Raw genomic sequence first — 26,836 nt, forward strand, 5'->3', positions numbered from 1 at the left:
GCGACTGCCGATAAAGTGGCCCCCACAAGTCGACGTCTCCTTCGTCGACCGGGAGCGCAAGGTTCGAGGAGTGTGTCGGTAGCAGTGGCAGTGGAATCTTCGGTGCTGCTGAAGTGGTACTCCGAGACGGCTCGCGACCTGCCGTGGCGACGCGAGGGCGTCAGTGCCTGGCAGATCCTGATGAGCGAGATCATGCTCCAGCAGACGCCGGTGGTGCGCGTTGCGCCAATCTGGGAAGAGTGGGTCGAGCGCTGGCCGGTGCCGTCGGCGATGGCAGCGTCGAGCCAGGCAGAGGTGCTTCGCGCGTGGGGCAAACTCGGTTATCCACGACGCGCGCTGCGGTTACACGAATGCGCGGGCGTCCTGGCTGCCGAGCACGGTGACGTGGTCCCGGAAGACGTCGATACCCTGCTCTCGCTACCGGGAATCGGTTCGTACACCGCCCGCGCCGTCGCGTGTTTCGCCTACGGACAGCGAGTGCCTGTGGTGGACACCAACGTACGACGCGTAGTTGCGCGAGCCGTCCACGGCAATGCGGAACCCGGGAACCCGTCCAACACGCGAGACCTCGCCGACGTCGCGGCGCTGCTGCCGAGGACGCGTGCGCGCGCCGCCACCTACAGCGCCGCTCTCATGGAACTCGGTGCACTGATCTGCACGGCGCGGAACCCGAACTGCGAGAACTGCCCTTTGCCGAACTGCGCGTGGGTCGCTTCGGGCAAACCGGCACACACCGGACCACCCAAGAAGGTGCAGAAGTTCGCGGGCACAGATCGCCAGGTTCGTGGAAAATTGATGGCCGTTCTTCGCGAGAGTCACCGTCCGGTCGAGCGCGCGCAACTCGACATCGTCTGGCCGGCCGATCCGGGTCAGCGTGACCGTGCGTTGCATTCACTGCTGGTCGACGGACTGGTCGAGCAGACCGACGACGGCCTGTTTGCGCTGGCCGGAGAGGGTACGGCTTAGCCGACTCGCAGCGGGGTGCATTCTTCGGCTGGGGGTTCGTCGGTCTGGAGCGGTGCGACTTCCGGATCAGAACGCCGAAGTACTGCAGGAACGGCAGGCACCACTGGATCGCAAGGCGCAAGTGTCGGAATCTGTAGGGCAGCGCCGGGCGGGGGCCCGCTGGTGGAGGTCGCCGACTCGGCGCCGATGTTCGGGCTATCCGTGGACACCGCGCGCGACCCGTCTGGGGACAGCGCGATCAGCAACCCCGTCAACATGAGTAGAAGCGGCAGTACTATTGCCGCCGCCCACCGGACCCTGTTGACGGGCCGGACAGCCATGCCGCCACCGGACCGAACTTCGCTTCCGCGATCGGCCGCTACCAGCGCAGCCCCTATCGCCAGTTGGGTCCGCTCGCCGAGAAACAGGAAGCCGAGACCTGCCAGTTCAGCGGCTTCCGCGGACGGCTGCCGAGAGTCTTCCTTCACGAGCATCGCGACGAGCATCTTGGGCACAGGGTCTCGTTCGGCGACGAGGAGGTCCAATGTCGCAGCAAATGTCGAGCTGTCCGCAAGCAACTCGGCCGTGTCGTAACGATGCGCCGAGTCCACGACGCCTGCTCTCGGTTCGACGGCCGCGATCACGGTCTCACTGCCGTCCGGCCAGAACGCGAGAATCGGCGAAACACCAATGAGAGCGTCGACCGTCCGCAGGTAGGCAAGCCGTGCGTCGAGACCGTTGACCAACTCGATGTTCTCGAAAGGACTGGAGGACAACGAATCCGAGACATGTTCGCGCACGTCCGCACGCTCGCACATCACTCCGACGACGGTGGGGCACAGATTCGAGCGCAGGGCTCGACCGGTGGCGACCTCGGCCGCGGAGGCGAGTGCGCGCGCCGACGCTTGCGGAGAGGGAACAGTCCCGTCTGCACCCCAGGGGTGACGGAACTCGTCGATCGAGCCAAGAAGGGGTGTGTCCGCATCTACGAGAGCTGTTGAAATTGACTGATTTTCGAATACAACGCCCAGGCTTTCACGCACTGGATCCTCCATTGACTGCTACTGACTGTTACGAGTGTTGCCATTCCTGCGAAGCAGTATCAGAACGTCAGGCCACCGACCGCCATTGCACCTGGTTCCAGCACCACATCCACCGGCGCTCGGCCGTCGACCGTGACGCGATACGTCCCCGGTAGCAGTCCGACAAACGAGAAGTGACCCTCGAACGGTTTCACCGTCCGCGCTGTCGCGTGCCCGCATTGATCGACGCCGTCGATCACCACCGCCTCCGAGATGCCCGATGTCACCAGACCTGAGATTCGTCCATCTGCCGAGACAGCAGCCCACTGGCTTCTCTGACCACCAACAGAAATCCCGTACGGATCACACACTCCCGGGGTGGTCGCCACCCGCACCGTGACATCGCCCGACCGCACGCGAACCGCCCCCCCGATCTGCGGTGACCAGTGCAGCGATCGGTAGACCGTCGGCGTCTTCCCGCTTTCCCGCAGTCATCGTCGCCGTTCGGGTGAAGTACCGGTCCGCGTCCAGATTGCCTATCAGGCAATGTAATCCGACCTCGTCGACACCCGAGCCGTCTCCGCAGTAATCAGGCACGGACGGCAGAACGAAACCTCGAGGCACCGGAAGTTGCACGACCACGTCGGAGAGCGGGTTGCCCCGGACACCGATGTCGATGACATACGTCACCGGATCACCCTCTCGGACAATGCCGTTGGACGGTCCCGAATCGAGCCCTGGACCGTCAGCGGGATCGAAGGGCGGTGCACCGTCAATCGCCGTCAGCTCGACGGTGAAGGGAGGCACGAACTCTCCCTCGGCCGCCAATCGAACATCCGACTGCATCGGCAGCAAGCCGAGCGCAGCAGCGCCGACCACCAGAGCTCCGGTCACGACAACTATGCCGATACCTCGCACTCCTCGGCGCCACGCTCTCGGCCGGAGTCCGACGACAACGGCCTTCGACCGCACCTCTGACAGACGAGTTCTCACGACGCTCCTTCGATGTCTGACTCTCGGGCCTCCGACAGGCGCTCGCGGCCACATTTGGCGAATCCCGAGCTACGTTCAATAGAAGTCGCTCGAGGGACTCGAAAGCCAATGGTGACGGCGTGATTGTGTGGGTGAACTTCTCTCAGCCGGGGTGAATTCCCGGGTGAATTGCCCGGGATGGCACGCTCTGGATTCGCACCAGCTACGCTCCTCCCTGTAGATAGATGGATCGAGACAATCCGCCCAAACTCTTCAATCATTGCGGGGCGCGAAAGCAGAAAGGGTCCGCGCTGATGTTCGGGATGGACGGCCACGACTGGGCAGCTATTCCCGAAAGGCGCACCCTCGCGACGTCGATTCCCCGGCAAGCGCTCTTCGACAAACTTGACCGACGTGCCGCGCTGACCATCGTCCGTGCACCGAACGGCCACGGGAAATCGTCGTTGATCGCATCGTGGCTGCGCGCCCATTTGGCATCCGAACGAATACTCGTCTGGGTCTCGGCCCCACGGCCCTCGTCGACACTCGAAGATTTCTGGGCCGTTGTCCTCGATCGAATCCACGCTGCCGGAATCGCACTGCCCGACGTCGACGATCTCGCCGATCCTTTCACCGCTGTCGCCAAATCCCTGAACGCCCTCAGCCGCCCCGTGCTGCTCGTGCTGATCAGGCCGGATCTGATATCGGAACCAGAGTTGGACGATCAGTTGATCGAACTCCTCGCCCTCTGTCACAACCTGGACCTCGTGGTCACGCTCTCGGGCTTCGGCATGTTCTCCGAGCCGTACCTGCTCGACACGGACCACGAGGTGATAGGCGCGAGTGAGCTGTTGTTCACGAGAGCCGATACCGCCCATTTGCTCGCACAAGCTGACGTAAACACGACTGACGGTGATGCCGAACAAATCACATCCCTGACAGGTGGGCTGCCAGCGCTGGTTCGTGTCGCCGTTCCCGCCGTCCAGACATCGGGTAGCCGCAACCGCGAGCAGATGATCGGGAAGAACATCGCGCAGGCGATCGACGACTACGTGAACAAATCCGTTCTCATGACCGCTGATCATGTGAAACAACTCGAGTTCCTGCTCGCGACGGCCTTTGCGCGATCGATCACCGTCGACATCGCCGCCATGCTGTTCGAGTCCCAACACCCTGAGGATGGCGAGACCGTTCATCAGATTCGCGTGCGCCTGGCGATACTGGAGACAGCCGGGTTGTTGTCACGGGTCGAGACCGAAGCCGAAGAAACCTGGGAGCTGCCGCCTGCAATTCGTCGATCGATACTCGCGCACCAAAAGCGCGCTGGAGTCGATCCGGCGCAACGTCTTTCGTTCCTCGCACACAACCGACTCGACCACGGTCATCACGCGTCGGCGCTGGACTACGCGGTCGAGGCACAGAACTGGACCCTGGCAGTAGACATCGTCGAGCAACACTGGGTGACGATGATCGTCCACAATCTGGACTCGGTTCGCTCTGCTCTCCAACGGATTCCGGCGGAAGCAGCGGACAAACACTCTGCCGTGGAGGCAGGGCGCGCACTGTTCACGATGCATCCTAGCGAGCGCTCGACGGTAGTCGACTTGCTACCCGAATCGCCGGCAGAACTGTGGGCTCTCGGCGCTGAAGCCGGCGCGAAGGACGCCTTGAGCATTGCCTGCGTTCAATCGATCATGCTCAGGATGGCAGGCGAGTACGGGCTCGCAGCAGAAACCACCAGGCGCCTGTCTCATCTCAGTCGCAGTGCGCTGGAGAACAACCCGGAAGCGGTCAGCGCACAGCTCCCTCTCATGCGACTTCAATGGGCGATCAATTTTCAATTGAGCGGCAGGTTCACAGAATCCACGATCAAGGCTCGAATGGCGTACCACGGCGCCCTGTCTCATGGAGTCGACTTCATCGCTCGTAACTCTGCGGGAAGTGCCGCCCTGAATTGGGCGCTGGCTGGTGAGCCGCGGCAGGCCACACACTGGTCCGAACTCGAACAGAAGCATCCGGACCCCGGCGGTTGGCTCGAACCTGTGGTCAAGATCGCCGGCCTGACAGCACGGGCGCTCACTGCTCTCGACACACTCGACTTCGACGACGCACGTCTCGCATTGACCGAACTCGGTCTTCCGTCCGACACCGAGGAACTGTGGGCATTCGTCGTCTATGCGCATTGCCAATTCGCCTTGACCTCCGGCGACCACACTGCGGCACTACTGTTGCTCCACAATGCGATCGAAGCACATTCCAAGCAGTACACGGCTACATCTTTCGCGCTTCCTCTGTTGCAATCCGCAGAGATCGATCTCTTGCTCGCTCTCGGACAGGGGAACAATGCCGTAGCACTGGCCAAGGAGATCATCGATCCTGCCGCCAACCCGTGGACGCTCACGTCGGTGGCGCGTTTACGTCAGCGGATCGGCCAGAACGAGGCCGCGGTGGCGCTGTGTCACCAGTTCGACTGGTCTGGCGTATCTTATCCGCGGGCACAGATGGAATCGCTTCTGGTGCAAGCGGTTGCCCACTCCGAGCTGGGTGAGCCACGCCTCGCCTCTCAGGAGTGGTCCAGAGCGTGCAGCATCGCGGATCAGACCGGACTTCTACGTTCGTTCGCGACCATCGCATCGTCGGACGTCGAGAAACTCGAATCGATGGCCGAAACGAAATCGCGTGCACTCGCCGAATTCTCGAAAAGGGCTCCTGCGGAATCTTTTCCGGAATTCGTACATATCGTGGAGCTGACCGAACGCGAACAGAAAGTCCTCTCACTCCTGGCGCTCGGCATGGGGTCGGCTGCGATGGCCGACAAACTGTACGTGTCCGTCAACACCGTCAAGACTCAACTGCGCACTCTCTACAAGAAGCTCGACGTACACAATCGAAACGAAGCGATCACGAGGGCACGCCAACTGCGCTTGCTGTAGTCGGGGTCGGATCTGATTTCGGACTACATTCTGTAGGCATGAGCACCGATTCCTGCGTCTTCTGCAAGATCGTCGCGCTGACCGAGCCGGCGATTCTCGTTCACGAGAACGAGACAACTCTCGCATTCCTCGATGCACGGCCGGTGAGTCGCGGACACACCCTGGTGGTCCCCAAGCGTCATGCAGAGAACCTCGATGCTCTCGAAAGTCACGAAGGCGCAGAGATGTTCCGCGTCGGCACGCTCATCGCCGGAGCTCTACGCCGCTGCGACATCGCCGCTGACGGAGTCAACTTTCTCGTCAACGACGGGCGTGCCGCGGGCCAAACCGTGTTCCACTCGCACCTGCACGTCGTCCCCCGCCATCGCGGCGACAAGGCGAAGTTCGCTGCTGGACTCCTCGCCAGGCGAGCCGTCGAGCTGGAGCAGGTGGGCGCGTCGATCCGAAGTCAGCTCACGGTCTGAAGGAATTCCGTCACCACTTCGCTATAGCGCTGCGGTTGATCGTCGTGGACCAGGTGGCCTGCATCGGCAATACGTACGTACCGAGTTCCCGGCCTCTCGGCCATCTCTCGCATCTGTCCCTCGGGGGTGATGGTGAACTCTCCCTCGATCAGCAAGGTCGGCACCTCGATCGCCTTCCACTGATCCCAGAAATGCCTCGTGCCCCACTCCTCCGAGATGTCGCGGAAGGTCGACACGTCGCCGTGCAGGTACCACCCGTCGTCGCGGCGGTCGAAAGAGTCGAGAAAGTACTGGCCGGCGACGGGGCCGAAGAATTCCTTCATCGCCTCCTCGGAAGCAAACGGCTGCGGCCACGCCGAGATCATCTGCGCCCAGTCCGCAGCGGTGCGTCCACGAAAGTCCGGGGCCATGTCTTCGAGGACCAGCGCACAAACCTTTTCGGGATGCGCGGCGGCGAAGCACCACGCATGCAGAGCCCCCATCGAATGACCGATCACGATCATCGGCTCCTCGATGGACGCAACCGCCGATGTCAGGTCCTCGACGAATGCCTCGGTAGTCAGTGCCGCTGGCGCCGGCCTGCCGTGACCGGCAGCGTCGAAGGTGTAGACGTGGCCGAACTCGCGGATCCACGGCACCTGGCGACGCCACGTTCGGGAGCTGCCCATGAGGCCGTGCAACAACAGAATCGGTTGTCCCGTTCCACCTTCGTCATGCAACACGAGTGTCACGGTACGCGGTGAAGGTGCGCGGGTAATGTCGCTTGCATGGCAGTCGTGAAGATCAATGCAATCGAGGTCCCCGAGGGCGCCGGCCCCGAACTGGAGAAGCGCTTCGCAGCACGCGCTCACGCAGTCGAGAACTCCCCGGGCTTTCTCGGATTCCAACTCCTCCGCCCCACCGCCGGTGAGAGCCGCTACTTCGTGGTGACTCAGTGGGAGTCCGAGCAGGCGTTCGCCGATTGGCGTGACGGCCCCGCCCGTGAAGCCCATTCCGGCGAGCGCGCGAAGCCCGTCGCTTCGGGTGCGTCGTTGCTCGAATTCGAAGTTGTCCTGGACGTCGCCGCAAAGAGCTGATCTCGAGCGATTGTGCCTGCCTTGGCGGGCACAATCGACGGTCATCTCGGCTTCACGCGTTGACACGGTGCGGGCTGTAGTGCAAAAGTTCGCATGTAAACGCGATGGTCCGACAGGAATCCGGTGAAAGCCCGGAGCGGTCGCGCCACTGTAATTCGAGGTGAAGTGCCTTTTTCGGCACGACTATTTCGACAGCCAGACACTTCGGCCATCGCATGGACCTAGGGGACGCGAAAATCCCAGGAGGCTTCGATGGCTCTCGCCTATTCTCCCGATACGTCGATCGATTCGACTCGTCTTGCTTTCCTCGCCGCTGCAGTAGTTCTGTTCGCGATGCTGGCTCTCTACCTGGTCGGGTTCGACCAGGGCGCTATCTCTCGCACCGGCATGTACATGCATGAATTGATGCACGACGGTCGACACTTGATGGGCCTGCCGTGCCACTAGCCGACAATTTCACGAAGCTTCTCATTCGTGGTTTGTTGGCTGGTCTGATCGCAGGCATCCTTGCCGGCGGAGTTGCATTCGTGCTGGGTGAACCGCACGTCAACGCTGCCATTGCGATCGAAGAAGCCAACAGCGCCACCGGTGAGGTTTCCGGCGAAGCCGCTGGGCATTCGCACGGTGACGAAGAAGAACCACTGGTGAGCCGCGACGGGCAGCGCGCCGGGCTGTTCCTGGCCACGGCGCTTGCCGGACTGGCACTCGGGGCGATCTTCTCGGTCGTTGCCAATTACGCTCGACGACTCACCGGAATGTCCGGGCCTTTGTTGGCGATCACCATCGCCGTCGGTGGTTGGCTGGCTATCGCGGCTGTCCCCTTTTTCAAGTACCCGGCCAATCCGCCGGCCGTCGGAGATCCCGACACCATCAACCAGCGCACACTGCTGTGGCTGGCCGCCGTGATTCTCGGGCTGCTGTCCGTCACCGCGGCAGCAGCGGCGGCAAAGGCAGTTTCCTGGCACGAGTTCCTCAGCGTGCGCATCGCTGCTCCGGTGGCTGCGTTCCTGGTGATCGCCACGATCGGTTACGTCTCGCTTCCCGGCATCAACGAGGTGGGCGAGGACTTCCCGGCAACTCTGCTGTGGGAGTTCCGACTTTCCTCGCTCGCTACGCAGGCGACGCTCTGGCTCGTACTCGGGTTGGCATTCGCCTTCCTTACCGAGCGCGCAACCAAGAACACCGAAGTAGCAAAGAAGTACGCCCTTCGCTGAACCTGCTGTGCGCCTTTATTACCCGCGGGCGTTTAATAAAGGCGCACAGCAGTTCCATTTCAGCTCAGATGATGCACTTCTTGCAGTCCGTACACCGGCGTCGGGATGCCCTCGTAACGCGCCTTCAATTGCAACGCCAAGTACAGCGAGTAGTGGCGCGACTGGTGCAGATTGCCTCCGTGGAACCACAGCGCTTCCTGCTGCGTCGGCTTCCACATGTTGCGCTGCTCGCCTTCCCACGGTCCCGGATCCTTGGTGGTGTTCGACCCCAGGCCCCACACCTTGCCGACCTTGTCGGCGGTGTCCTGACCGATCAGATCCGCCACCCAGCCGTTCATCGAGCCGTAGCCGGTCGCGTAGACCACCACGTCGGCAGGCAATTCCGTACCGTCTTCGAGAATCACGCTGTTCTCGGTCAGCTCACGAACATTGCCGTGCGCGAGCTTGATGTCTCCATTGGCAACCAGTTCGGCAGCGCCGACATCGATGTAGTAGCCCGAGCCACGGCGTAGGTACTTCATGAACAGGCCCGAACCGTCGTCGCCCCAGTCGTGCTCGAAGCCCGCCTTCTCGAGGCGATCGTAGAAATCCTTGTCGCGCTCACGGATTGCGTCGTACACCGGGATCTGGAACTCGTGCATGATCCGGTACGGCAGCGAACCGAACGTGAGGTCCGCCTTGTGTGTCGTCATGCCGGCGGCCAGTGCTCGCTCCGAGTACAGATCGCCCAAGCCCAAATCCATCAGCGAATCCGACTTCACGATGTGCGTCGAGCTGCGCTGCACCATCGTGACGTCGATGCCGTTCTCCCACAGTGCGCCGCAGATGTCGTGCGAGGAGTTATTGGCCCCGATCACGACGACCTTCTTGCCCACGTACTGATCCGGGCCGGGGTGCTTACTCGAGTGGTGCTGATCGCCGAGGAACTTGTCCTGCCCGGGGAACGTCGGAACGTTGGCCTTGCCGGACATACCCGTCGCCATCACCAACTGCTTGGGACGCAACGTCAGCTTCTCGCCGTTGCGGTTGACCTCGACGGTCCATTCCTGGGTCTTCTCGTCGAACGACGCAGAGGTGCAGGTCGTGGAACTCCAGTACGGAACCTCCATGACCTTGGTGTACATCTCGAGCCAGTCGCCGATCTTGTCCTTGGGCGCGAACACCGGCCAGTTGTCGGGGAACGGCATGTATGGCAGGTGGTCGTACCAAACCGGATCGTGCAGGCACAGGGACTTGTAGCGTCCACGCCACTGGTCGCCCGGCCGCTCGTGGCTGTCGATCACGATGGCCGGAACTCCGAGTTGGCGCATCCGGGCGCCGAGCGCGATGCCGCCCTGGCCGCCGCCGACGATCACGACGTAAGGCTGTGTGGTGTAACCGAGTTCGCGGTCTTCGATCTCCTTCTGCTCGGCCCACGTGATGCGGTTCGGGTCTGCCCCATGCTTGGCGCCGCGCGGACGACGAGTGCCCTTACCTTCTTCGTGTCCCTTCAATTCCTGCAGCGACGTCAGCAGGGTCCAACCTTCATCTCCCTTCAACCGAAGGTGCCCGTGCGCGCGACCGGTTGCAGTCTCGAACTCGATCCAGGCTGACGTGACGCCGTCTGCTTCGTCGGGTGTCTCGGTGGTCCGGAATCCCGAAGGATCGGTGTCGTCGAGTCGCGCGGAGAGCATGTCGGCGATCTGCTCGCGACCTTCGACGGTCTTGATGTTCCAGGTGAACGACACCAGGTCTCGCCAGAAGCTGTCGAGTGCGAATTTGCCTGCCACACGCTCGATGTCACGAGCCGCGAGGGCCGACTCGAAATCCGCCAGCCAGGCGTCGACGCGCTCCTGAGGTGTCACCGCCGTCAACTTCACCTCGGGGGTGACTGCGGAATCGATGGTTTGCGTCATCACTTCTCCTTGTTTGTGAATGTGACACACAGCACATCCCATAAGTGGCCCCGGTCACAAGCGTTGCAGTCTGTTGCAATCAGCGGGCGCGGTGCCGCCGCCCGATACCGGTTACCCGCACCGATGTGCGGGCAACCGACTCACCCCTCAGCAGGCTTGAATCTGCCGAGTCCCAGCGACTGAAATCCCACAACGTAGAACAACGTCCACAACACGGCCCAATCCACGAAACCCAGTGCATTGCCGTGTAATCCGTCGACAACTGCCGGCTCGTGAAGAATGTGCTCTGCTGCAAAGCGGTAATAGAACAAGAATGTGACCACCGCGAGCACAAACGTGAGCAGCGCGCGGATCGCCAGGTTGACCCCGTCCGCAAAGCCCGTGGGTTTGTTACCGAAGGCGTTGGCCCAGAAGATCATCCAGAATGCCCAGCACACACCGAGCTGCGCCGGGAACTGATGGACCACACCACCCAACTCGGCAACGGCATCGCTTCCCAAAAGTGCCTTAACCGCTGGAAGCGCCACGAAGTACAAGCCGGTTCCCACGGCGAAGTTACCGATCGTGGCTGCGAGCGCCGTCTTTCCCCCACCGCCGAACAGTCGCCACGGCCAGTTGTCGAGCGTCTGGCCAGTCAGGATCACGACCACCACGACGCAGTAGAACCACCCGAGCACGGTGTCGACGGTCATCAACGGATCCGTGGCGGACAGCGACACGGACGGCAGACCGAACACGAAGTACAGCGCCAGCGTCGGGACGGCGACAAACGCGATCTCACACAAACCCACCAACGGCTGCTTCATCCCCAGGGAAGTCCACGGCCAATGCTGCCAGTTCAGGACCACCATCACCCAGGTCCCGAAGCCGAAGAGTACGAACAGCGCACCCGCGAAATATCCGAGGCCGCCCTCACGATCGGCCGCGAAATCCGGGTACAAACTCCCCAAGCCGTTTGCCAGGAGCCACGTCACCACGACGGCGAAGACCGCGGTCGCGACCATGATCGCCAGGCCTTTCGCCGGCTGCGGGAGTCGGTCGAAGCCGGCGAACTCGCAATTGAAGCCGATGAACACCACAAAAAGGATTGCCCAGAAAAGCGCCGCGTTGAACGGCAGAGGATAGAAACTCCAGGGACTGGTGGTCGGATCGGCCAGAAGGTACCAACTCGCCACGGCCAGCACGAGAACGATCACGAGGTTCGCGATCCCGAACCCGATCCAGCGGCGTGACGGTTGTCGGCTCGGCGTGGCCGGTTCCGTGGGTGTGTCGACTGTAGCGGTCATGTGCCCTCTTCCAGATTGTCTCGCAAGATGATTCGCGAAGTGGTGGCGCAACTATGGAGCCGTCGCGCGGGATACCGGGAGGGTTGCCGAGGGTTGCAACCGCTGCCCCATTCTGCGGAATTGCAACACGGTGCAACCCTTCCGCATTGTGGTCGCCGTCACATACAAATCACTCACCGGTTCCCAGGCAACCGGTTCACTGCTTACGAGGAGAAACTGCATGAGCATCACGGGCAAGGTAGTACTGGTCACCGGCGCCGGCCAAGGCATCGGACGCGGAATCGCTCTCCGCCTCGCCCACGACGGCGCCGACATCGCGTTGGTCGACCTCGACCAAACCAAGCTGGATGAGGTTGCCGACGAGATCAGACAGATCGGCCGTCGTGCAACGACGTTTGTCGCCGACGTCAGCGATCGCGCGCGGGTTCACGCAGCCGTCGAACATGCACACCAGGAATTGGGCGGATTCGACGTCATCGTCAACAACGCGGGAATCGCTCTCGTCGGCCCGATCTCCGACGCGACGCCGGAAGAGGTCTCCAAGATCTGGAGCGTCAACGTCGACGGCGTCCTGTGGGGAATTCAAGCTGCAGCAGCAAAGTTCCAAGCTCTGGGTCAGCGCGGAAAGATCATCAACGCGTCGTCCATCGCCGGCCACGACGGGTTCGCCATGTTAGGTGTTTACAGCGCAACAAAATTCGCGGTCAGGGCCCTCACTCAGGCTGCGGCCAAGGAATACGCGTCCGACGGAATCACCGTCAACGCGTACTGCCCCGGCGTCGTGGGCACCGACATGTGGGTGACGATCGACAAGAGGTTCGCCGAGTTGACCGGTGCGCCAGAGGGCGCCACCTACGAGAAGTTCGTCGGCGGAATTGCGCTGGGTCGAGCTGAAACCCCCGACGATGTCGCCGGTTTCGTCTCGTACCTTGCCGGGCCCGATTCCGACTACATGACCGGTCAGGCCGGTCTCATCGACGGCGGCCTCGTCTACCGCTGACCGCGGTGTCTTCACTGAAAGCGGTGTCTTCGCTGAAAACGGTATCTTCGCTGAAAAAGCGGTTGCCCGAGCCCGCGATGCCGCCCGGCGAGGATCCTCGCGACTACGCGAGGACCCTCGCCGCGGTGTACGACGCGACGATGGCCGGAGACCGCGCACCGGCCCGCCCCAGGGACGTGGTCCGCCAATCGTGGCAACGCCTGCGCGAGTTAGGTATCGACCCCGAACACAACCGGGTCGAACCGTCCATGGACGTCGCCGAACTCGATCTCCGTCGTCGTGAGTCCGGACTGTACGACGTGCTCGACGACGTGACGCGTGGACTCGAATCGGTTACCGCGAGCGGTGAGAACATCATGGTCGTCGCAGATCTTCGCGGAACTGTTCTGTGGCGCAGCGGGTCCCATCGTGTACTGGACCAAGCTGCGCGTCTGGGATTTGTCGAGGGTGCGAACTGGGCCGAGGACAGCGTCGGCACCAACGCCATCGGAACGGCATTGGTGTCACGACAGGCGGTTCAGATCTTCTCGGCGGAACACTATGCGCGCAGCCATCATCCGTGGACCTGCGCGGGGGCACCCATCCGCGATCCGCGGGACGACCGCGTCATCGGCGTCGTCGACATCAGTGGTCCCGCCAAGACCGTCCACCCCACCACACTCGCTCTGGTCGACGCCGTCGCACGCCTCGCGCAATCACACCTGCGCGACAAGCATCGGGACAATCTCGATCAATTGCGTTCTGTTGCAGGGCCGATGCTTGCTCGTAGCGGATCACCGGCATTGGTGATCGATACTCATGGCTGGGTAGCGGCGGTCGATGCGCTACCTCATCGCTCGCGCGTGCTGCTCCCCGCGGCTTTGGCTCCCGGCAGGACGTGGTTCCCCGCTTTGGGTCTGTGCGAACTGGATCCACTTCCCGGCGGGTGGGTGGTCCGGCCGATCGCCACCGGCGAGAAAATCAGTGCGCCCACGGTGCATATCGATCTGCGCGATTCCGAGAACATGTCGGTGACCGTCACGTCGGGGTTGGGCGAATGGGCCTACTCCCCGACCCAGCGGCATGCGGAGATTCTGTTTCTCCTCGGATCCGAGAGGCGTGGACTGACCGCATCGCGGTTGGCGCAGGATCTTTTCGGTGACCCGGCCCGCACGGTGACCGCGCGGGCCGAGATGTCGCGTCTGCGCAAGAACCTTGCCGGAGTTGTTGCAGCGCAGCCGTACCGGTTCGTCGATGCAGCGCACGTCACGCTTTCCTGCCCCGACGACGGTGCACATCTGTTGCCGTTCTCGAACGCCCCGGCAGTTCGTGCCGCTCGCCTTACTCAGGCCGGTTCGGAGGCCTGAGTGAGCAACTGCAGAAACACCTCTTCGGGTTGAGCGCCGGATACTGCGACCGCACGGTTGGCGACGAAGAACGGAACGCCGCTGACCTGCAGTTGGCGGGCCATAGACAGATCTTCGCGAACAGCCTCGGCTGCGGCATCGGAGCCCAGTTGCTCGCGCACGACGTCGGCGTCGAGGCCGACGCTCACGGCCAGCTCGACCAGCACCTCACGGTCGTCGATCACCTTGCCGTCGCTGAAGTGCGCTTTGAACAGCGCTTCGAGGAGTTCGTTCTGCCGCTCACCCGCGAGATGCAGCAACCTGTGCGCATCAAAGGTGTTGGCGGCGATCACGGTGTCGAAGTCCAAGGTCAAGCCGACCTCGGCTGCCGTCGCGCTGACGTGGGCGAACATCTGACGTACCTGTTCAGGCGCCATCCCCTTCATCTCGACCAAGGCGTCGAGTTCGGTTCGTCCCTCTCCCACCGGGGTCTCCGGAGCGAGCTGGTACGAGCGCCAGATGACGTTGACGCGGTCCTTGTTCTCGAAACGATCCAGAGCCGAAAGGAACCTGGTCTTTCCGATGTAGCACCACGGACAAGCGACGTCAGACCACACTTCGATGGTCACGTCTTGGTCAATCACGATTTGATCAGTCACCGAAGGTGCAACAACGAACAGGGCCGGGATTAGTCCCGGCTCACGTCACGAGGTCACAGAATCACGTGACCAGACCACACCGGAACGCGATCAACGACGCACTCACCCGGTTGGGCACACCGAGCTTGGCGAACAACGAGGAGATATGCGTCTTGACGGTGGTCTCACCGAGGTACAGCCGCTCCGCGATGACGCTGTTGGCCGCGCCTGTCGCCAGGATTGTCAGCACTTCGCGCTCACGCTCGGTGAGCGAAGCGAGGGGAGTCAGGTCGGGTGCTTGCCGACGCGGCGCCGAGGCCACGATGGCACGTAGAGAATCGGAGCTGAACAACGAGTGGTCCGACGCCACCACCCGTACTGCCTGCTGGAACGCCTGTGGGGCCGCGTCCTTGCTCAGGAAACTGTGCGCGCCCGCCTCGACCGCCTGCACGACCATGTCGTCGACGTCGAAGGCGGTCATCGCAATGACCTTCGGCGGATTGCTCATGGTCATCAACTCTCGGGTGGCCTCCAAGCCACCGACCCGTGCCATCTTCAGATCCATCAGCACCACGTGCGGACGAAACCGAGTGACTTTGGCTGCGACCTGATCGCCGTCCTCGGCCTCGGCAACCACCACGATGTCCGGCGCTGCTTCCAGGATGTCCTTCATCCCGCGCCGAACCCACGCGTCGTTGTCGACGATCAAAACTGTGATGCGCGAGTCAGCGTCCATAGTGCGCTCAGATTACCCAGAGCCCCCGACAGTTAGAGGGTGGGAGGGTTACGACGACCAGGGCACCCAGCAACTGACGAGGAAATCGTCCCCCAGCGCGCCTGCCTCCACCTTGCCGCCGATTTCTCTTGCCTGTTCGGCCAACCCGCGTAGGCCGGACCGTGAACCGATCGACGTCATGGGTGCAAGCTCGCTCAGCTTGTTGCGTGCGAGGATACGAATTCCGTCGTGCGGCGACCCGGTCACCGAAATGACGAGCATCTGGTCGCTCGCGTACTTCTGGACGTTGGTCAACGATTCCTGAACGACGCGATAACAGACGTGGCCCGCCAGCATTCCGACATCACCCGGGAGCAACTCCGATTCGAGACGGCAGTGAATGCCCGCGGCGCGTGCACCGTTGACCAGATCGCCGATCGCGTCGATCCCCTGGTGCCCGCCGTGTTCGCGGCGATCACCGCTTCCCCTGAGCACTCCGACGATTCCCTTCAATTCGTCCAAAGCCTCGTGCGCGGTGGTTCTGATCATCGCAGCGGTGTTGACCACCTTCTCGGGATTGTCTGCCGCGCTGACCTGTAACCCACCGGCGAACAACGAAATCCGGCTCAGACTGGCCGCGATCGTGTCGTGCATGTCGCGCGCGATCCGCGTTCGTTCCTCGGTGCGAATCATCTCGTCGCGCATCACGTCTGTTTTCTCGGTGGCAAGATCCCGTACGTGTTCGGCCTCGACGAGTTCGGTTCTGGTCCGAATCAGGAGCGAGAGCGCCACGACGATGCCGACCATGACGGCTGCGACGAGCCACGGGATCCAGATGGCGACGTCGTATTGAACAACCGCCGAACCGTCCTTGGGTTTCATCGTTCCCATCGTGAGAACGGAGTACTCACGATTGCGAAAAGCGTCGTAGGTCAACGAAATTCCGCACGCGACGAAGACAGCTGCCGCAGCGGCAGCAAGCCGAGGCCCACGCGCGATCCGAGCAACGGCGAACAATGCGATGAGCGCCGCCGTCGCATCGGTGGGGAAGAACAACGGGCCGACCAGCGTGATCGCCAGAACCACCCAGGGATACTGATGGCGCCACACAAGCGATATCCCACCGGCCACGCCCAGGACGAACCCGATACCGACCAATACCGGTGGCATATTTCCCGACGCGCCTGCGATGCCCACCGTCATGAAGGAACAGAAAAGGCTGAACGCGACAGCGGCGGTAGTCCATACGCGTCGTCGCACAACGGTTCCTTTGGTGGTGATCACCGAGCAAGCGTATCCACCGCCACCGACGCCTCGAATCAGCCAAACGGGTGGACGAACCGCCAGGCTCCGACCGAAAGGATGAGGCGGACCGATCTTTCGACCGAAGCGGTGAGCAGTCCTCACATCGTTGACTTGTGCCATACCAACTCTCGAAAGGCGCACATCATGCGATCACTCCGCACTCCCCTCGCCCTCCTCGCCGTCGGCGCAGCCCTGTTCGCAACCATCGCCTCGGGCGAGACCGACGAAGCGAAGAAGGTCGACGACAACGGTTCTTCCGCCGCACCTGCGGCCGCCTTCGGAATCGGTGACGTCGTCGAACTGGGCGACTGGCGCGTCCAGGTACACGGCGTCGTCGATCCCTACGTCTCGACCAATCAGTTCATCACCGCTGATCCCGGAAACCGCTACGTCGTGGTCGACACCGAGGTCACCAACAACAGTGACAAGCCGTCGACGGTCTCGTCGATGATGTGCTTCGAACTGCAGGACTCGGCAAACAAGTCGTACAACATCACGTTCACCGACAGCAGCACTTCGAGTGTCGACGGAGAGCTCGCGCCGGGCGCTGCCGAACGAGGCGAATTGGCGTACGAGGTCCCCGAAGCCGCCACCGGTCTGCGCCTTCAGTTCAAGTGCGATCTGTTCTCGTCCGGCTCGGCAACCATCAACCTGTCGTGAACCGTCCGGGCGATCTGCTGCTGAATCCGTGGGCACTGGTCTCGGTGGCCGTCATCTTGATCAACGACCACGTACTCAAAGGGGCATTCGGGAACACGATGACGGGCAAGCTGTCCGACGTTGCCGGTGTGTTCCTGCTTCCCCTGCTTCTGCTCTCGGTTCTCGAGGTGCTCAGGCGAAGTCTGGTGGGGCGAGCAGCGATCGCCTGGTCCATCGCAGTCACGGGGATCGGCTTCGCCGCCGTGAAGGTGATATCGCCGATCGGCGACGCATACGAGTGGGTGATCGGGTTTCTCCGCCTGACCGCAGGAGGATTCCGCGGAGATCTCTTGCCGATCCTGGTCTATCGCGATCCCTCGGACCTGTGGGTGCTCCCGATCCTGTTCGCGAGCTATCTGGTCGTCACACACCACCGCACTCGGGCGCCGGAGGGGGCGCCCGAGCGCGAGATGATCAGTCCAGGGCCGCATCCAACGTGATGTCGACGCCGGTCAGTGCCTTGCTGACCGGGCAGGTTTCCTTGGCCGCCTGGGCAACCTTGGCAAAACCGTCGGCGTCGAGGCCGTCGACCTCGGCGCGAACGGTGAGCTTGATTACGGTGAGCTTGAATCCGACCGTGTCGGGGCCGAGTGACACGTCCGCGGTGATGTCGAGGCTCTGGGGGGTCCCGCCGGCCTCGGCGATCAGGGCCGACAACTGCATCGCGTAGCAGGACGAATGCGCCGCGGCGATGAGTTCCTCGGGGCTGGTGGTTCCGCCGGCCTCCTCAGCTGCGCGCTTGGGGAACGACACGTCGAAGGTGGCGACGCCCGAGCTGGTGAGTTCCACCTGTCCCGATCCGGCCTCGAGGGTGCCGTTCCAGGCGGTGCGTGCGGTACGAGTTGGCATTGCTGTCCCTACTTCCGTCTTCACATGATTCGGTGAACGCCTTGCGATCACGAACCTACCCGCGATACGTGAAGTCACACCTACTGTTTCGGGCGGGACTACCCGAGGAGCGTCGCGGACAGCAGTTTCTCGACGCGGGCCTGCGCGGAGTTCTCCGAGGAAAAGTGCACGATTCGGCCGATGTCGAAGACCAGTCCGAGCGCCGCGTGAACGAGGAACCGCGCTTGGACGATCGTCAACTCCGGACGCGCCTCGACACACAAGTGCGCCCACTCCTCGACGTTCAAACGCTGAATGTTGCGCAACTCGGTCCGTGATCGATCCGGCAAGCTGCCGATCTCGGCAAAGTACACGGCCAACAGTTCGCTGGTTCCGAACGAAACCTCGACGTACATCTTCGCCAACGTCTCGACGGCCGCGAGAGGAGTCTCCGACTCAGCCAACGCCGAGCCCAACGTCATAGTCAGACGATCGGACGCACGGTGGAAGGCCGCAGCAAGAAGGTCGGCCTTGCTCGCGAAGTGCCGATACACACTCGACGCGTTGATATCCGCCGCGGCACCGATCTCCTCGATGCTCACGTCGTGGTAGCCGCGCTGATAGAACAGCAACACTGCTTCCTGAAGCAGCACTTCGCGTTTCGACGTCCGTACGAGGCCTGTTTTGCGTTCGGACGCCCCTGCCCTCGCGCCGTCCTCCTCGGCAGCGGGCAATTCGACGCCGATGACGGACCAGCATGCCGCAAGAATCAGCGCTTCGATCTGCTTGGCGGACAACGCGGATCGATGACCGGTGATACTGGCGATCACACTGAGCACGGCGGGCGCGATGAGTTCTACATCCGCCGGGTCGAGTTCCGGACGAACCGCTGCCAGCGGCTCGGCGATCCGAAGATTGAGCGTGCGCATTCCCACCCGCAATTGCTCACGATCCTCGTCGACCAGATACCTGCCCTCCCATCGGTAGAGCCCTCCCCGGCGCCGATTCTCGATCGTCGCGCGGATGACACCCACCATCGTGGAGTTCAACTGCTCGCGTGGATTTTCGTTTCCGTGCACAGCTGGATCGCTGGCATCCAACAACGCCTGCGTCAGGTTGTTCACGGTGTAGACGAACAGGGCGTATTTCGTGGGGAAATGACGATAGAGGGCCGGACCGGAAATTCCGACCTTCGCTGCGATCTCGTCGATGCCCACCGCGTGGTAGCCACGTTCGCTGAATGCTTCCGCAGCAGCGGCCGCGATTTGCGCCTTCCGATTCTTCGGACGCGTCCGTGGTGCAGGGTCGCCGCCACGCACGGAGACGCGTGTCTGTCCGGGCACCTGACCCTCCACTTCCGTTGCTTTCTCTTGCACTGCCTTCGTCCGCTGCACCGCACTTCCACGGGCGCGAGTCCGAACGGATCATGTTAACCGTCGCGAAGGTCGCAATTCGCGCCCGGTACTGCTTCACCCGAAACCCTACAACGCAGTTGTAGCGGCGGACGGATTCCGGAAAAAGAGTCTTGACACCCGCTCTCTCAGCGGTGTTATGTTAGTGACGATTCGCATAACCTCGCACGTAGTCCGCTGGCGGGCTCGTTCCCTGCGGCGTGAGGTCTTCTTCGCCTGCAAGAGGGTTCGATGCCGAATGACCGACCGTAAGAAAGTAGTTGTGAGCAAATGATTCGCACTCGCTTCACCGAAATGTTCGGCGTTGACCATCCCATCGTGCAAGGGGGCATGATGTGGGTGGGACGGGCAGAACTTGTTGCGGCCACGGCAAATTCCGGCGCCCTCGGATTCTTGACGGGCCTCACTCAACCCACACCGGAAGACCTCGTCAAGGAAATTGCTCGAACCCGCGATCTCACCGACAAGCCTTTCGGCGTCAATCTCACTATTCTGCCGTCGATCACGCCGCCGCCGTACGCCGAATACCGCCAGGCGATCATCGAATCCGGGATCAAGATCGTCGAAACCGCCGGTTCCAATCCGATCGATCATCTTCCGCATTTCAAGGACGCGGGCGTGAAGGTTATCCACAAGTGCACTGCAGTTCGACATGCGGTCAAAGCCGAGAGACTGGGCGTCGACGCCGTCAGCATCGACGGCTTCGAATGCGCCGGGCACCCAGGCGAGGACGACATACCAGGGCTCATTCTGATTCCGGCGGCCACGCAGCAACTCACGATTCCGGTGATCGCTTCAGGCGGAATCGCAGATTCACGTGGACTCGTCGCGGCGCTTGCGCTCGGAGCAGACGGCGTCAACATGGGAACTCGCTTCATGTGTACCGTGGAATCCCCTGTCGCACAATCGGTTAAAGAGCAGATTGTCGCAAACACCGAACGCGACACCAAGCTGATCTTCCGGACCCTTCACAACACCGCGCGCGTAGCCGCGAATGCGATCAGTGCCGAGGTCGTCGACATCGAAGCACGTGGCGACGCGCAGTTCAGCGACATTCAGCATCTGGTAGCCGGAGCCCGCGGACGCAAGGTCTTCGAGGACGGCGACCTCGATGCAGGCATCTGGTCCGCCGGACAGAGCCAAGGATTGATCAACGACATCCCGACCGTCGCAGACATGATCGACCGCATGGTCTCGGAGGCCGAACACCTCATCACTTCACGGCTTTCCGGATTCGTCACCGCTGTGAGCGCGGCATGACCGCCACCGCCGAGACGGGCTTTCGCTCCGAAATCACCGACGGTGTACTGCGATTGACCTTCGACCGCCCGAAGCGGATGAACGCGATCGATCTGCCCACGATGACTGCTTTCGCAGCTGCCGTCCACGACGGCGGCGCAGACCCGGCCGTTCGCACCATCGTCATCACCGGATCCGGTCGAGCGTTCTGCACCGGCGCCGACCTCGCCGCAGCGGCCGTCAACCCCGCAGACCCGAAAGTCGTCATGGATGCGGCGACGTCGCTGATTCGCGCCATCACCAGCGCCCCGGTCCCGGTGATCGCCGCGGTCAACGGTCCGGCCGCCGGCGTCGGAGTGTCCATCGCTTTAGCCGCGGACCTGACGTACGCCGCATCGAGCGCCTATTTCCTCCTCTCCTTCGTCAACATCGGTCTGATGCCCGACGGCGGCGCCAGTGCGTTGGTACCGGCAGCGATCGGACGCGCCCGAGCGGCCGAGATGGCATTGCTGGGCGAGCGAGTTTCCGCCGAGGACGCAGAGCGGTTCGGGCTCGTGTCCCGCACCGTCGCCGACGACGCGTTCGACGCACTCGTCGACTCCGTGGTCGATCGCACGTCGAAGGCTCCCCGACGCGCCCTCGAACTCACCAAGCGCGCACTCAATGCGGCGACACTGGACCGCCTCGATGATGCGCTGGAGCTCGAAAATACCGGTCAGGCAGAACTTCTCACTGGCGAGGACTTCAAAGAAGGCGCGATGGCGATGCTGCAGAAACGCGCGCCCCACTTCAAGTAATCACTGCGAATTTTCGTTAACAAAACCACTGTACGAATCGACGGCTCACTGTAGCCTGAGTCACACAATCACCCACGCATGAGAGGAACCCATCGATGGCCTCCACCGATGCAGTCTCCGAGGCGCAGCGTTCACGCCGCACCAACTGGAACAATCAGATCGCCAGGCATGCGCAGATGATTCCCGATCGCACCGCACTGCGATTCCTGGGCGATTCCATCACCTGGAGCACCCTCGACGCACGCGTCGAGAAGCTGGCGGACGCTCTTGCCCGACGCGGCGTCAGCTTCGGCGACCGCGTGCTCATCCTGATGCTCAACCGCCCCGAATACCTCGAGGTCGTGCTCGCGACCAACGCACTGGGCGCCATCGCTGTTCCGGTGAACTTCCGTCTGACACCACCCGAGGTCGCTTATCTGGTAAACGACTCCGGCTCCAAAGTCATTGTCGCCGAAGGACCGTTGGCTCCGTTGGCCGGAGCTGCGCGAGCCGCGTCCGAGGGTATCGACATCTCCATCACCGTAGGCGCCCCCGCCGAGGGTGACAGCCTGAATTACGAGGACTTGATCAGCGAAGAGGGCGAGTCGCACGCGTTCGTCGACATCCCGGACGACACTCCTGCACTCATCATGTACACCTCGGGAACCACTGGTCGCCCCAAGGGCTCGGTGCTCTCCCACTCCAACCTGTCTTCGCAAGCATTGACCTGTATCAGGGCCTTCCACCTGTTCAATGCCGATTCCATCGGCTTCTGTGCGTCGCCCATGTTCCACATCGCAGCCCTCGGTTCCATAGCGCCGAGCCTGCAACTCGGCACGACCACGGTGATCCATCCGGTCGGCGCATTCGACCCTGGTCAACTACTCGACATTCTGGAAGCCGAGAAGGTCACCAGCTTGTTCCTCGTGCCCGTGCAATGGCAGGCCGTGTGCGCAGTACAGAAGGCGCAACCTCGAGCACTGTCGCTGAAGAACATCTCGTGGGGCGCCGCACCGTCGTCCGATACGATCCTACGGGCAATGGCCGAAACCTTCCCGGACGCATTCAATGTCGCGGTCTTCGGTCAGACCGAGATGTCGCCCATCACTTGCGTTCTCGACGGCGAGGATGCGATTCGTAAGCTCGGATCCGTCGGTCGGGTCATCCCGACCATCTCGGCCAGGGTCGTCGACGAGAACATGGACGACGTGGCGCCCGGTGAAATCGGTGAAATCGTCTACCGCGGGCCCACGATGATGAGCGAATACTGGAACAACCCCACCGCCACCGCTGACGCCTTCCACGGTGGATGGTTCCACTCCGGCGATCTCGTTCGAGTCGACGACGAAGGCTTCGTCTACGTCGTGGATCGCAAGAAGGACATGATCATCTCCGGCGGAGAGAACATCTACTGCGCGGAGGTGGAAAACGTCCTCTACGAACACGAATTGATCGTCGAAGCGGCCGTCGTCGGTCGCCCCGACACCAAGTGGGGCGAGGTGCCGGTAGCGATCGTCGCGATGGCGCCAGGTTCAGCCGTGGACCTGACCATCGAGGAGCTGAGCAGCTTCCTCAACGATCGTCTCGCGCGCTACAAGCACCCGAAGGACATCGTCGTCGTGGAAGCACTGCCGCGCAATGCAAGCGGCAAGGTCGTCAAGGGTGAACTGCGAGAGAAGGTTCGAGCGGTCGACGCAGTTTCCTGACTTCACACGCAAACGGGCGGCACCTCCAGCGAGGTGCCGCCCGTTTGTGTGTGCCCGTCAAGCGCTCTGCGAATGCAACTTCCGATGCAGTTCTCGCACCAGCGGAACCAACTCCGGCACCGGGCCTTCGACCGGGACGTTCGGCGCAACCTCGTTGACGGACAGAGACTTCACCGGCGCCGGGGACACACCCCACTCCGCGAGCCAGTCGCCGAGTTGGGCCGAAGAGCAGATGTAGACGATCCGTCCGAGGCCCACCCACGCGTGCGCGGCCGAACACATCGCGCAGTGCTCTCCCGAGGTGAACACCGTTGCCGTCGAACGCTCTTCCGGCGTCAGATACTGGGCCGCCCACCGAGCCAGCTCGAACTCGGGGTGGCGAGTGTTGTCGCCGCCCGCGATCCGGTTTCGATCTTCCGCCAGAAATGTTCCGTCGGCCGCTGCCAGGACGGAACCGAAAGGTTCGTCGCCCGCATCCAATGCTTCCGTTGCCAATTCGACGCAACGACGCAGGTGACCCAGTTCGATGTCGTTCATGTGTACGCCCTCTCCCGTGATACACGAAACGGGCGGCACCGGTGAGGTGCCGCCCGTTCGTTACCTACTCTGCTGTACTACTCTGCTGCGCTTTCGCTTTCGCCGGCCTTGGTCAGCTCGATCGGCGGTGCGTCCGGCACGTCGATCGGCTTCTTGGTAGGCGTGAACGTGAACTTCGCGTCCTCGCCCGAGCCTTCGCCGTCCCAGTTCTCGACGTCGACGAGCACGATGTGGCCGGGTCCGATCTCTCCGAAGAGGATCTTCTCGGACATCTGGTCCTCGATCTCGCGCTGGATGGTGCGACGCAGCGGTCGTGCACCCAGTACGGGATCGAATCCGCGCTTGGCCAGAAGCGACTTGGCCTTGTCGGTGACCTCCATGGCCATGTCCTTGTTCTTGAGTGCCGCCTCGACGCGAGCGAGCATCAGGTCGACCATCTGAACGATCTGCTCGTTCGTGAGCTGATGGAAGACGACGATGTCGTCGATACGGTTCAAGAACTCGGGACGGAAGTGCTTCTTCAGCTCGTCGTGAACCTTGAGCTTCATGCGCTCGTAGTTCGACTCCGTGCCCGTTCCTGAGCTGAAGCCCAGGCCGACTGCCTTGGAGATGTCAGACGTACCGAGGTTGGACGTGAAGATCAGCACCGTGTTCTTGAAGTCGACGGTACGTCCCTGACCGTCGGTGAGACGGCCGTCCTCGAGCACCTGCAGGAGGGTGTTGTAGATCTCCTGGTGTGCCTTCTCGATCTCGTCGAACAGCACGACGCTGAACGGCTTGCGGCGCACCTTCTCGGTGAGCTGGCCGCCCTCTTCGTATCCGACGTACCCGGGAGGGGCACCGAACAGACGCGAAGCGGTGAAGCGGTCGTGGAACTCGCCCATGTCGATCTGGATCAAGGCGTCGTCGTCGCCGAACAGGAAGTTGGCGAGCGACTTCGCGAGCTCCGTCTTACCGACACCGGACGGGCCGGCGAAGATGAACGAGCCCGAGGGACGCTTGGGATCCTTCAGACCTGCACGCGTACGACGGATCGCCTTCGAGACGGACTTGACCGCCTCTTCCTGGCCGATGATCCGCTTGTGCAGTTCCTCTTCCATGCGGAGCAGACGAGTGGTCTCCTCCTCGGTGAGCTTGAAGACGGGGATACCGGTCCAGTTGCCCAGAACCTCGGCGATCTGCTCGTCGTCGACCTCGGCAATGACGTCCAGGTCGCCCGCACGCCACTGCTTCTCACGCTCAGCGCGCTGAGCAACGAGGGTCTTCTCCTTGTCACGCAGGTTCGCAGCCTTCTCGAAGTCCTGCGCGTCGATCGCGGACTCCTTCTCGCGACGCGCGTCGGCGATGCGATCGTCGAATTCGCGCAGGTCCGGCGGTGCAGTCATCCGACGGATGCGCATTCGCGCGCCCGCCTCGTCGATGAGGTCGATCGCCTTGTCCGGCAAGAAACGGTCGTTGATGTAGCGGTCGGCCAGCGTCGCCGCTGCCACGAGAGCACCGTCCGTGATGGAGACACGGTGGTGAGCCTCGTAGCGGTCACGAAGACCCTTGAGGATCTCGATGGTGTGCTCGACGGTCGGCTCGCCCACCTGAACGGGCTGGAAACGACGCTCGAGAGCAGCATCCTTCTCGATGTACTTGCGGTACTCGTCGAGCGTGGTGGCACCGATGGTCTGCAGCTCACCGCGAGCAAGCTTGGGCTTGAGGATGGAGGCCGCGTCGATAGCGCCTTCGGCCGCGCCCGCACCCACGAGGGTGTGCAGCTCGTCGATGAACAGGATGATGTCGCCGCGGGTGTTGATCTCCTTGAGAACCTTCTTCAGGCGCTCTTCGAAGTCACCGCGGTAACGGCTGCCGGCCACGAGCGACCCGAGGTCGAGCGTGTACAGCTGCTTGTCCTTGAGGGTCTCGGGGACCTCACCGTTGACGATTGCCTGAGCCAGGCCCTCGACCACAGCGGTCTTACCGACACCGGGTTCACCGATGAGAACCGGGTTGTTCTTGGTACGACGCGAGAGAACCTGCATGACACGCTCGATTTCCTTCGAGCGGCCGATGACCGGGTCCAGCTTGCCTTCGAGGGCAGCTTGCGTCAGGTTGCGACCGAACTGGTCGAGCACGAGCGAGGTGGACGGCGTGCCGGCCTCTCCGCGGGTGCCACCGGTTTCGGTGGGCTCTTTGCCCTGGTAGCCCGACAGCAGCTGGATGACCTGCTGGCGGACGCGGTTGAGATCGGCACCGAGCTTGACCAGAACCTGGGCTGCTACGCCCTCACCCTCACGGATGAGACCGAGCAGGATGTGCTCCGTACCGATGTAGTTGTGTCCGAGCTGCAGCGCTTCGCGCAGACTCAGCTCGAGGACTTTCTTGGCGCGCGGTGTGAAGGGGATGTGACCGGACGGAGCCTGCTGGCCCTGGCCGATGATCTCCTCGACCTGGCTGCGGACTCCCTCGAGGGAGATACCCAACGACTCCAACGACTTGGCTGCGACACCTTCGCCCTCGTGAATGAGGCCGAGAAGGATGTGCTCCGTGCCGATGTAGTTGTGGTTGAGCATCCTGGCTTCTTCTTGAGCCAGGACAACAACGCGCCGCGCGCGATCGGTGAACCTCTCGAACATCGCTCTCCCTCACACTCTCCGGCGGGCAGGTTCGAGACCGGATGTCTCGTCCCTGGTCGCCGCGTTTCGCTCCGGCACTACAGACTGATCGCCTCGCCGGTCAGCGGACTGACGTCCACGAATCGACAAAGGTTGCACGACCCCACTTATTACTCTAGAGGGCGCGAAGTCCACCTGCTGCTCCTCCACCCGATTGGCGGCGGAAGCCGGACTGCTTACCGTTCACAA

At 62.4% G+C, this 26,836-nt stretch carries 26 protein-coding genes and 1 riboswitch; of the genes, 13 read left to right on the top strand and 13 right to left on the bottom strand.

Annotated features, from left to right (window positions below):
- Positions 1-84 precede the first annotated feature (84 nt).
- Positions 85-966: an A/G-specific adenine glycosylase gene (locus M1L53_RS05815; RefSeq protein WP_007726916.1), complete on the top strand. Its 882-nt coding sequence runs from the start codon at positions 85-87 to the stop codon at positions 964-966.
- On the opposite strand, the gene M1L53_RS05820 is transcribed toward M1L53_RS05815, so the two are convergent.
- The 3 genes from M1L53_RS05820 to M1L53_RS05830 all read right to left on the bottom strand — a co-directional run bounded on the left by M1L53_RS05820 (position 963) and on the right by M1L53_RS05830 (position 2,960).
- Positions 963-1,988, bottom strand: a complete 1,026-nt coding sequence (locus tag M1L53_RS05820; RefSeq protein WP_232319048.1) for a hypothetical protein — start codon at positions 1,986-1,988, stop codon at positions 963-965. The genes M1L53_RS05815 and M1L53_RS05820 overlap by 4 nt on opposite strands.
- Positions 1,989-2,047: 59 nt before the next feature.
- On the bottom strand, positions 2,048-2,254 hold the full coding sequence (locus M1L53_RS05825) for a hypothetical protein (RefSeq protein ID WP_232319047.1): 207 nt from the start codon (positions 2,252-2,254) through the stop codon (positions 2,048-2,050).
- Positions 2,255-2,330: 76 nt separating this feature from the next.
- Positions 2,331-2,960 carry a hypothetical protein gene (locus tag M1L53_RS05830; protein WP_232319046.1) on the bottom strand — a complete coding sequence of 210 codons (630 nt, stop codon included), beginning with the start codon at positions 2,958-2,960 and terminating at the stop codon, positions 2,331-2,333.
- A 224-nt stretch (positions 2,961-3,184) separates the two neighbouring features.
- Here M1L53_RS05830 and M1L53_RS05835 point away from each other — a divergent pair, with 224 nt between their 5' ends.
- Positions 3,185-5,872: a LuxR C-terminal-related transcriptional regulator gene (locus tag M1L53_RS05835; protein ID WP_083471198.1), complete on the top strand. Its 2,688-nt coding sequence runs from the start codon at positions 3,185-3,187 to the stop codon at positions 5,870-5,872.
- A 38-nt stretch (positions 5,873-5,910) separates the two neighbouring features.
- Positions 5,911-6,336, top strand: a complete 426-nt coding sequence (locus M1L53_RS05840) for an HIT family protein (protein ID WP_054187913.1) — start codon at positions 5,911-5,913, stop codon at positions 6,334-6,336.
- Here the strand turns inward: M1L53_RS05840 and M1L53_RS05845 are convergent.
- Positions 6,321-7,058 carry an alpha/beta fold hydrolase gene (locus tag M1L53_RS05845; RefSeq protein WP_054187935.1) on the bottom strand — a complete coding sequence of 246 codons (738 nt, stop codon included), beginning with the start codon at positions 7,056-7,058 and terminating at the stop codon, positions 6,321-6,323. The genes M1L53_RS05840 and M1L53_RS05845 overlap by 16 nt on opposite strands.
- Before the next feature lie 45 nt (positions 7,059-7,103).
- Between M1L53_RS05845 and mhuD the strand changes: the two genes are divergently transcribed.
- From mhuD to M1L53_RS05860, 3 genes are all read left to right on the top strand, one after another.
- The gene (mhuD, locus tag M1L53_RS05850; RefSeq protein WP_007726927.1) at positions 7,104-7,412 is read left to right on the top strand and encodes a mycobilin-forming heme oxygenase MhuD; all 309 of its coding nucleotides are present in this window, start codon (positions 7,104-7,106) and stop codon (positions 7,410-7,412) included.
- Positions 7,413-7,500: 88 nt separating this feature from the next.
- Positions 7,501-7,640, top strand: a riboswitch (cobalamin riboswitch).
- 24 nt (positions 7,641-7,664) lie between these two features.
- On the top strand, positions 7,665-7,859 hold the full coding sequence (locus M1L53_RS05855; RefSeq protein WP_003945915.1) for a CbtB domain-containing protein: 195 nt from the start codon (positions 7,665-7,667) through the stop codon (positions 7,857-7,859).
- A complete protein-coding gene (locus M1L53_RS05860) occupies positions 7,850-8,626 on the top strand; it encodes a CbtA family protein (protein ID WP_054187912.1) in 777 nt (258 codons plus the stop codon). Before M1L53_RS05855 ends, M1L53_RS05860 begins: the two co-directional genes overlap by 10 nt.
- Positions 8,627-8,685: 59 nt before the next feature.
- Here the strand turns inward: M1L53_RS05860 and M1L53_RS05865 are convergent, their stop codons facing one another.
- Both M1L53_RS05865 and M1L53_RS05870 read right to left on the bottom strand, forming a co-directional pair.
- Positions 8,686-10,521: an NAD(P)/FAD-dependent oxidoreductase gene (locus M1L53_RS05865; RefSeq protein ID WP_007726929.1), complete on the bottom strand. Its 1,836-nt coding sequence runs from the start codon at positions 10,519-10,521 to the stop codon at positions 8,686-8,688.
- 140 nt (positions 10,522-10,661) lie between these two features.
- Positions 10,662-11,807 (bottom strand): hypothetical protein, encoded by a 1,146-nt coding sequence (locus tag M1L53_RS05870; RefSeq protein ID WP_054187911.1) that lies wholly within the window; start codon positions 11,805-11,807, stop codon positions 10,662-10,664.
- Between the two features lie 220 nt (positions 11,808-12,027).
- Between M1L53_RS05870 and M1L53_RS05875 the strand changes: the two genes are divergently transcribed.
- Together M1L53_RS05875 and M1L53_RS05880 are read left to right on the top strand one after the other, a co-directional pair.
- Entirely contained in the window at positions 12,028-12,807 is a 780-nt protein-coding gene (locus M1L53_RS05875) for an acetoin reductase (RefSeq protein WP_054187910.1), read from the top strand.
- 77 nt (positions 12,808-12,884) lie between these two features.
- Positions 12,885-14,153 (top strand): GAF domain-containing protein, encoded by a 1,269-nt coding sequence (locus M1L53_RS05880; protein WP_020968367.1) that lies wholly within the window; start codon positions 12,885-12,887, stop codon positions 14,151-14,153.
- On the opposite strand, the gene M1L53_RS05885 is transcribed toward M1L53_RS05880, so the two are convergent.
- The 3 genes from M1L53_RS05885 to M1L53_RS05895 all read right to left on the bottom strand — a co-directional run bounded on the left by M1L53_RS05885 (position 14,132) and on the right by M1L53_RS05895 (position 16,910).
- Entirely contained in the window at positions 14,132-14,761 is a 630-nt protein-coding gene (locus tag M1L53_RS05885; protein ID WP_228232432.1) for a DsbA family protein, read from the bottom strand. The genes M1L53_RS05880 and M1L53_RS05885 overlap by 22 nt on opposite strands.
- 91 nt (positions 14,762-14,852) lie before the next feature.
- Positions 14,853-15,506, bottom strand: coding sequence for a response regulator transcription factor (locus tag M1L53_RS05890; protein WP_042451934.1), 654 nt, complete (start codon positions 15,504-15,506; stop codon positions 14,853-14,855).
- Between the two features lie 48 nt (positions 15,507-15,554).
- Positions 15,555-16,910, bottom strand: a complete 1,356-nt coding sequence (locus M1L53_RS05895; protein WP_054187909.1) for a sensor histidine kinase — start codon at positions 16,908-16,910, stop codon at positions 15,555-15,557.
- A 24-nt stretch (positions 16,911-16,934) separates the two neighbouring features.
- On the opposite strand from M1L53_RS05895, the gene M1L53_RS05900 reads away from it, so the two are divergent.
- Both M1L53_RS05900 and M1L53_RS05905 read left to right on the top strand, forming a co-directional pair.
- The gene (locus M1L53_RS05900) at positions 16,935-17,450 is read left to right on the top strand and encodes a DUF4352 domain-containing protein (protein ID WP_054187908.1); all 516 of its coding nucleotides are present in this window, start codon (positions 16,935-16,937) and stop codon (positions 17,448-17,450) included.
- On the top strand, positions 17,447-17,929 hold the full coding sequence (locus M1L53_RS05905; protein WP_042923589.1) for a hypothetical protein: 483 nt from the start codon (positions 17,447-17,449) through the stop codon (positions 17,927-17,929). The genes M1L53_RS05900 and M1L53_RS05905 overlap by 4 nt, the downstream gene beginning before the upstream one ends.
- Here the strand turns inward: M1L53_RS05905 and M1L53_RS05910 are convergent.
- Together M1L53_RS05910 and M1L53_RS05915 are read right to left on the bottom strand one after the other, a co-directional pair.
- Entirely contained in the window at positions 17,904-18,338 is a 435-nt protein-coding gene (locus tag M1L53_RS05910) for an OsmC family peroxiredoxin (RefSeq protein ID WP_054187907.1), read from the bottom strand. The two genes, M1L53_RS05905 and M1L53_RS05910, sit on opposite strands and share 26 nt — an antisense overlap.
- 98 nt (positions 18,339-18,436) lie before the next feature.
- A complete protein-coding gene (locus M1L53_RS05915; protein ID WP_232319045.1) occupies positions 18,437-19,660 on the bottom strand; it encodes a TetR/AcrR family transcriptional regulator in 1,224 nt (407 codons plus the stop codon).
- Between the two features lie 339 nt (positions 19,661-19,999).
- Between M1L53_RS05915 and M1L53_RS05920 the strand changes: the two genes are divergently transcribed.
- The 3 genes from M1L53_RS05920 to fadD5 all read left to right on the top strand — a co-directional run bounded on the left by M1L53_RS05920 (position 20,000) and on the right by fadD5 (position 23,450).
- A complete protein-coding gene (locus M1L53_RS05920; RefSeq protein ID WP_019746804.1) occupies positions 20,000-20,989 on the top strand; it encodes a nitronate monooxygenase family protein in 990 nt (329 codons plus the stop codon).
- Entirely contained in the window at positions 20,986-21,765 is a 780-nt protein-coding gene (locus M1L53_RS05925; protein ID WP_042451942.1) for an enoyl-CoA hydratase, read from the top strand. The genes M1L53_RS05920 and M1L53_RS05925 overlap by 4 nt, the downstream gene beginning before the upstream one ends.
- Positions 21,766-21,860: 95 nt before the next feature.
- Positions 21,861-23,450, top strand: coding sequence for a fatty-acid--CoA ligase FadD5 (fadD5, locus tag M1L53_RS05930; protein ID WP_042451945.1), 1,590 nt, complete (start codon positions 21,861-21,863; stop codon positions 23,448-23,450).
- Positions 23,451-23,507: 57 nt separating this feature from the next.
- Here the strand turns inward: fadD5 and M1L53_RS05935 are convergent, their stop codons facing one another.
- Together M1L53_RS05935 and M1L53_RS05940 are read right to left on the bottom strand one after the other, a co-directional pair.
- Positions 23,508-23,987 carry a nucleoside deaminase gene (locus tag M1L53_RS05935; protein ID WP_054187906.1) on the bottom strand — a complete coding sequence of 160 codons (480 nt, stop codon included), beginning with the start codon at positions 23,985-23,987 and terminating at the stop codon, positions 23,508-23,510.
- A gap of 77 nt (positions 23,988-24,064) precedes the next feature.
- Positions 24,065-26,608, bottom strand: a complete 2,544-nt coding sequence (locus M1L53_RS05940) for an ATP-dependent Clp protease ATP-binding subunit (protein WP_003945604.1) — start codon at positions 26,606-26,608, stop codon at positions 24,065-24,067.
- Positions 26,609-26,836: the final 228 nt, after the last annotated feature.

It is taken from the genome of Rhodococcus sp. T9N, assembly GCF_024436645.1.
Lineage (GTDB): Bacteria > Actinomycetota > Actinomycetes > Mycobacteriales > Mycobacteriaceae > Rhodococcus_F > Rhodococcus_F qingshengii.